Annotated in this window: 6 protein-coding genes and 1 pseudogene; 5 read left to right on the top strand and 2 right to left on the bottom strand. The window is 69.1% G+C overall.

What is annotated here, in order from left to right; translation table 11 throughout:
* The 5 genes and pseudogenes from QK444_RS31090 to QK444_RS31070 all read left to right on the top strand — a co-directional run.
* Positions 1–608: pseudogene (locus tag QK444_RS31090) on the top strand (serine/threonine protein kinase); the annotation flags it as partial.
* 67 nt (positions 609–675) lie between these two features.
* The gene (locus QK444_RS31085; RefSeq protein WP_282785653.1) at positions 676–1,905 is read left to right on the top strand and encodes a hypothetical protein; all 1,230 of its coding nucleotides are present in this window, start codon (positions 676–678) and stop codon (positions 1,903–1,905) included.
* A 35-nt stretch (positions 1,906–1,940) separates the two neighbouring features.
* Positions 1,941–3,149: a hypothetical protein gene (locus tag QK444_RS31080; protein ID WP_282785652.1), complete on the top strand. Its 1,209-nt coding sequence runs from the start codon at positions 1,941–1,943 to the stop codon at positions 3,147–3,149.
* A 213-nt stretch (positions 3,150–3,362) separates the two neighbouring features.
* The gene (locus QK444_RS31075; RefSeq protein WP_186000594.1) at positions 3,363–3,692 is read left to right on the top strand and encodes a WXG100 family type VII secretion target; all 330 of its coding nucleotides are present in this window, start codon (positions 3,363–3,365) and stop codon (positions 3,690–3,692) included.
* A gap of 68 nt (positions 3,693–3,760) precedes the next feature.
* A complete protein-coding gene (locus tag QK444_RS31070) occupies positions 3,761–4,063 on the top strand; it encodes a WXG100 family type VII secretion target (protein WP_228808589.1) in 303 nt (100 codons plus the stop codon).
* Between the two features lie 385 nt (positions 4,064–4,448).
* Here QK444_RS31070 and QK444_RS31065 read toward each other — a convergent pair whose 3' ends face one another.
* Positions 4,449–5,369 (bottom strand): hypothetical protein, encoded by a 921-nt coding sequence (locus QK444_RS31065; protein WP_282785651.1) that lies wholly within the window; start codon positions 5,367–5,369, stop codon positions 4,449–4,451.
* Positions 5,369–6,109 (bottom strand): FtsK/SpoIIIE domain-containing protein (locus tag QK444_RS31060; protein WP_282785650.1); only part of this gene is annotated, 741 nt, incomplete at its 5' end. The genes QK444_RS31060 and QK444_RS31065, both read right to left, overlap by 1 nt.

Genomic DNA, 6,109 nt, shown 5'->3' with positions numbered 1-6,109 from the left:
GGGTGGTCGGCGCGCCCGGCAAGCGCCGCCGGGGTCTGCTCGTAGGGGCCGGTGCCGCGACGGTGGCGGTCGCGCTCGCCGCCGGGATCGGCGTCTGGTCGCTGCGCGACGACACCCCGACCGGGGACGGGACCACCACGGCGGCAGCGTCTTCCAGCACCACGGCGATCGCGCTGACCTCGCTGGAGCAGGCCCGCGAGGCGAATCCGGCCTTCCACGGCAAGACCATCACCATGGTGGACGTCACCGAGTCGCGGAAGTTCTCCATCTACCTCGGCGGCACCCCGCAGACCCAGTTCCTCGCCGATCTGGGCTTCGTCTACAACCTCGACCTCACCCGGCAGGGCGATGAGCCCTCACCGCGCCCGGCGACCGAGTACGGTTCGCTGAAAGCGCCCGCCGACTCCTACATCATCGCCGTGCGCAGCGACGAGAAGGCCGGCGGCGGTGGTCTTCTCGGCCTGCCCCACGAAATCACCGGCTCGCGGGCGGTGGTGATTCCGCTGGACACCCCGGCGGCGGTGGCGGCCGTGCGCAACTGGACGGCGGATTCCGAGCGCGTCCTGCTGGCCGAACTCGTACCGGTACTCCAGAGCCGCGTGAAGTAGGGTGGGGCGCGTTGTCAGCAGCCGAGTCGCCCGCGACACCCGCGACTCGGTGTAGGGAGGGGAGCCCATGCGTCTACTGGAGCGTGCGCTGTGCGCCGCCGGACTCGCGGCGGCCGTGGCGCTGACCAGCGCCTGCGGATCGGAGCCGGAGAGCCCGCCGATCCCGGAACCGGCCGTCGATCTGGCCACCCTCGATGTCGGCGGTTTCGACACCGAACCGAAGCCCTACGGCACCGCCGACGAGATCGAGCTGGCCAGACTCGTCGAAGCCGAACGGCTCGCCAACTACCTGCCGCTGCCGTGGGAGATCATGCCCGAGGTGAAATACGCGGCCTCCGCCATGGGCGGCGCCATCCGCCCGTTCATCGGCTTCGACACCTCCGCCATGGGGACGCGCACCACGGCCGACAAGGACGCCATGCGCGAGGCCGCGCCGGGATTCGTGGCGGGATTCGTGACGACCGGCCGGTCCGACAATATGCCGAGCCTGTCCTACGAGCTGGACAATCTGGTCATGATCTTCTCCGACGAGCAGGCAGCCACGGCCGCCGCCAGGGCGCTGGGCGAACTGGATATGGCCGCGTCGGAGGACAACACACCGGTGACGATCCCGCGTTATCCGGAGGCCGTCGCCTACACCACCGACAACATCTCCGGCCCGGGGCAGATTCGATCCTGGTACGCCACCGGGCAATTCGTCATCTTCACCTACGTCTTCGATTCGGTCATGGCCGAACTCGAGGAAGCGGATCACGCCAAGCTGATCGAACGCGTGGAACGCAGTATCGAGACCATCGCGCCGCGGGTCGCCGAATTCCCGGTCACCCCGGCCGATCAGCTGACCCAGCTGCCGGTCGACCCCGACGGCGTGCTGGCGCGCTCGCTGTTCACCGTGCTCGACGACGGCGCACAGCGCGGCATTCCCGGGGTGTACGAGCGACAGGGCGGGCTGCACATCTCCATCGCGCCCGAACTCGACGCACCGCTGTTCGAGCGGACCGGGGTGGATCGGGTGGCCTGGCGCGGCGCATACGTCTACCGCACCCGCGACGCGGCGGCCGCTCGCGAGTTCGTCGCCGACCGGGCCGAGACCACCCGGAAGTTCGTCCGTGTCGACGCACCGACCGGACTGCCCGACGCCCAGTGCCGCCACGCGGTCACCGCGAACGATTTCGAGATCGCCTACTACTGCTACGTCTCGCACGGCCGCTATGCCGCCGAGGTCGCGGCCAATCAGCTGCTCGACGCCCAGCAGCGGATATCCGCGCAGTACGCCCTGCTCGTCAACAGCGAATGACGACGCCGCAGTACGACACCACGCCGAGGATGACCATGTTTTCACGACGTATCCGGCTCATGGCCCTGGTGGCGGCGGTCTGCGCGGCGGCGGGTTGCGCCGCCGTCGACGGCACCCCGGCGGCGGGCGAAATCGATGTGCGCACACTGGATGTCGGCACGTATCCGACCGAACCGCTGGATATGCGCTACACCTACTACAACGATCTGAGCGCGGGCACCAAGCTGGCCGTCATGCGCTTGGCGGGACAGGTGGCGAACGGGCTCGAACTCGACGACCGCTTCACCTACGCCACCGGCACGCTGGCCATCACCGACGCCGAGTCCGCCACCAAACTGCTGGCCGATGTCACCCAGCCGATACTGGAAACCCATCGCCTGCTGTACGGCTACGCGGTCGGCCACGCCTCCCAGGACAAGGACGAGAACGACAAGACACCGAGGGACGCCGACGCCGTCACCATGACGGTGCTCCAGTTCCCGAGCGAGGCGGCGGCGGCCGCGGCCGCCCAGGAGATCGAGGCGGCCGACTTCGCGGTGGCGGCCGCCGAGAACGAGCCGGTGACGCTGTCGAAATATCCTGAGGCGCACGCGCATTGGCGTCCCGGGGTAGCCAGTCTCGGCACTGCGGTGGCGCGCTCGAATTATGTGGTGAATCTGCTGCTGCGCGTGCGCGATCCCGACCTCGCCCAGCTGACCGCCCTGACCGAGAAGGTGCTCGACGCCCAGCTGCCGCTGCTGGACGAGCTGCCGCCGCTGAGCCGCGAGGACATCCTGCGCCTCGAGTACGACACCGACGGTATGCTGCGGCGCACCCTCAATCCCGACGGCTTCGGCAGCCCGGACACCAAGACGCAATTCGTGGTGGGAGCGCGCGGGTTCCTGCATCTCGCCGCGGACCAGCGGCACTGGTCGCCGATCATGGCCGCGGCCGGGGTGGACCGGTTCGCGGTGACCAGTGCCATGTCGAGCGCGTCGATGCTGTTCCGCACTCGAGACACCGAGGCCGCCGACGATCTCGTCGCGGTGATCCTGGACAAGGCGTATCCGGAACCGGCGGACGCTCCGGCCGGGATTCCGCACGCGGTGTGCGGGGAGAGCCCGATTCAGGACGACTACGACATCAAACGGTTCCGGTGCGCGGTGAGCTATCGCCGGTACGTGGCGACCGTGGAGAGCGATCAGCTCGCGGACGCGCATCAGCGAGCCGCCGCCCAATACGCGACGCTGGCCAATAGCTGGTAGTCGCGCACCGCGATCAGGTGCTGGTCGGTCGGCTTCAATGTGGGATTAGTCTCGCGTCGAACTGCCTGAGATTCGCGCATCAGGGCTGGTCAGACACCCTGCACGTCGGCTAGGGTGCTGACAGATTGCTGAAACAGGGGTGGAACCGCAGGGCCGTGACCCGCGTCCAAGACTGTGTACGGGTCGTCCGCCCGCGAATCGAAAGGAGGCACCGTGGCAGGTGCATTCGAGGCCAGTAATGAGCTCATCCAGGCCAAGGCCCAGGAGTTCAAGAAGACGCACGAGATGCTGATGGGCCAGATCCGTCAGCTCAAGGCCGATGAGGACGCCATCACCACCGGCTCCAACTGGAAGGGCGGCGCGGCCGACGCCTTCAACGCCTTCATGGAGCGCTACTACTTCCAGGCCGACCGGCTCAACGACAAGTTGATGCAGACCGCCGAGAGCCTCATCAAGGCCGGTTCCAATTACGAGGAGCACGACCTCGACTACGCGGCCCAGGTGAAGGCGCAGGTCTCCAGCCTCGACCTGCCCCCGGTGTAGCCCACCGCACACCCGGCCTCTTTTCGACCTCCCCCGAATCTCTCGACCTCCCGAGTAAGGACACAGCTATGGCAGGCTCCATGGGTCAGATCATTTCCGCCCAGTTCGCGGGCGTGGAGCAGAACGCGAACACCATCATCAAGCGCGCGGAGAACCTGCGCGACCAGCTCGAGGCCTTCCACCGCAGCGTGGAGGAGTTCGTCGCCAACAACTGGAAGGGTGACGCCAACGAGGCGTTCGCCGATCTCCAGCGCACCTGGCGCTCGCACACCGACCAGCTCAACGCCACCCTCTCCGGTGCCGCCACCCTGGTCCGCACCGGCAACGCCGAACTCCAGGCCAAGGACACCGCCCTCGCGGGCCTGTTCTGAGGCAGCCCGACCCCGTGGGTGCCCCGGTCCACAGCCGGGGCCTCCGTCACCTGCTCGGAGCGCGCTCGCGCCCCGGGCGAATCCGCTCCGATATCCTCGCGGCACCCGTTTTCGGTGCCGACTTTCGCGCGGGGGTGTGCTCGGCACGAGGTGCAGTGGCGACGGGGCTCACCGTTGGTGCGCTCACCATGCGCTGGCCGCGCTGGCCGTTGGCGGCCTCCCAGGCCGGAAAGGTGTACCCGCGCATCGGCTTCCGGCGCACCGCCGTCATCGGCAGCACGCTCGGCTCGGTCGGGGTGGTGCCCCTGCGGCTCGTCGACGCCGATTTCGGTTGCCGCGCAGCGACGTTGGGCCGTGGCTGTGGTGGATTCGCGGGCGGCGCGAACTACGCGCCCGGGTCGCGGGACAGCCGGGAGTCCTCCAGCCAGCGGATATCGGTCGGGCGGCGGCCGGTCGTGAGGAGGGCGCGTAGGGTCCGCGGCGGAACCGCCGCCCTGTCGCCGAGCACGATGGTCCGTGTGGGCGGGCAGTCGTCCACCGCCCGCTCGAGCAGTGCCGCGAGCCGGTCTGCGGCAGTCCGCTGGAACGATTCGGTCGCGCCGCGCTGGAACGATTCGGTCGCGCCGCGCTGGAACGATTCGGTCGCGCCGCTCAACGGTTCGTATTCGCAGCGTTCGATCCGGGCGCTGTTCGGGGTGCGCGCGACCACGGTCGCCGTGGTGGACGTGGAGCCGAATTCGAGTACCAGGACCCGCTGCTCGTAGCCGGTGGCGGGCTCCGCAGTGGCGGCTCGAACCGCCAAGGTGTCGAATTCGATTGTCGCGCCGCACCGCCCCGCCGCCGCACGCAAGGCTGCCAGGGGGCGCGCGCCCCAAGCCGTCGGACACGCCGCAGTGATCCGTTGTGGGGATACTGGTCGCACCCGAAGAGGATTTCCGGGGAGTAGACCTTTCTGGAATCGGCCGGACAGCTGCGGAGCGGATGGCTGGGGGCCGGATAGCAGCGGGCCGGTCGGCCGCAGGCTGGTCAGCGCGTGTCGCAGCAGCACCGCCCAGGCGTGCACCACGGTCGGCAGACAGTACCCATCGCTGCCCGCACGCTCCCTCGTGTCCCCGGTCGCCCGGTGCGCGAAGGCGATTCGATCGGAGTCGGCGAAGGCGACGAGCGAGGCCCCCAGGCTCGGCGGCACCCCCGCCATCAGCCCGGTTCCGGCGCTGGTCGGGGCGATCGTCGGCGGTCCGTCCCAACATATTTCGCGCGTGCAGGCCCGCAGGCGCGTCTCCGTGACAACCAGGTCGATGGTCATCACACCGGCGGCAGCCAGCCGAGCTGAATGAGCTCCTCGGCGGCGCGGGTGACGTAGGTGCCGCGCCCCGGCGGTTGCGGCGACGGGCGGACCGCCCCCACGAGGGTGCCCTCGTCCCGGCTGCAACTCATGATCAGCGCCGCAGAATTGAGCTCCTTCATGCGATTGAGCGTGGCCTCGTACATGGCACGCCCCGCACCACCGGACCGCCGCGCCACGATCAGATGGAAGCCCAGGTCACGGGCATGCGCGAGCTGGTCCACCAGGGCGTGCAGCGGATTGCCGGATGAGGTGGCCACCAGGTCGTAGTCGTCCACGATGACGTAGAGCTCGGGCCCCGACCACCAGGAGCGGTCCTTGAGCTGCTGCGGCGTGACGTCCGGCCCGGGCGTGCGCTGGGCGACATAGGCGGCCAGATCGGTCATGTTCTGAGTGAACTGCGGTGCGGTGGACGCGTATCCGGCCTGGTAGCCCTGCGGGATGGTGCCGAGCATGCCGCGCCGGTAGTCGCCCACGATGAGCCGCGCCTGATCCGGGGTGTTCGCGGCGCAGATGGACTGCACCAGGGCGCGCAGCAGCGTGGTCTTGCCGCACTCCGAATCCCCGATGACCAGGAAGTGCGGGCTGGCGGCGAAATCGAGGTAGACGGGGGCGAGTTCGGATTCGTTGATGCCGATCGGGAAGCGCAGGCAGGCGGCCCCCGGGTCCACGCCGGCGGGCCAGTTCCCGGCCATCCGCAG

Origin of the sequence: Nocardia sp. CC201C, assembly GCF_030010695.1 — a bacterium.
GTDB lineage: Bacteria > Actinomycetota > Actinomycetes > Mycobacteriales > Mycobacteriaceae > Nocardia > Nocardia otitidiscaviarum.
Note: the sequence above shows the minus strand (reverse complement) of the source record. Positions and strands in the feature narration are given on the sequence as shown.

What these genes read in the sequence shown, in the direction of transcription:
- QK444_RS31065 (WP_282785651.1), bottom strand. Translation starts at nt 5,369, where the DNA reads ATGACCATCGACCTGGTTGTCACGGAGACGCGCCTGCGGGCCTGCACG.
- QK444_RS31070 (WP_228808589.1), top strand. Translation starts at nt 3,761, where the DNA reads ATGGCAGGCTCCATGGGTCAGATCATTTCCGCCCAGTTCGCGGGCGTG.
- QK444_RS31080 (WP_282785652.1), top strand. Translation starts at nt 1,941, where the DNA reads ATGTTTTCACGACGTATCCGGCTCATGGCCCTGGTGGCGGCGGTCTGC.
- QK444_RS31085 (WP_282785653.1), top strand. Translation starts at nt 676, where the DNA reads ATGCGTCTACTGGAGCGTGCGCTGTGCGCCGCCGGACTCGCGGCGGCC.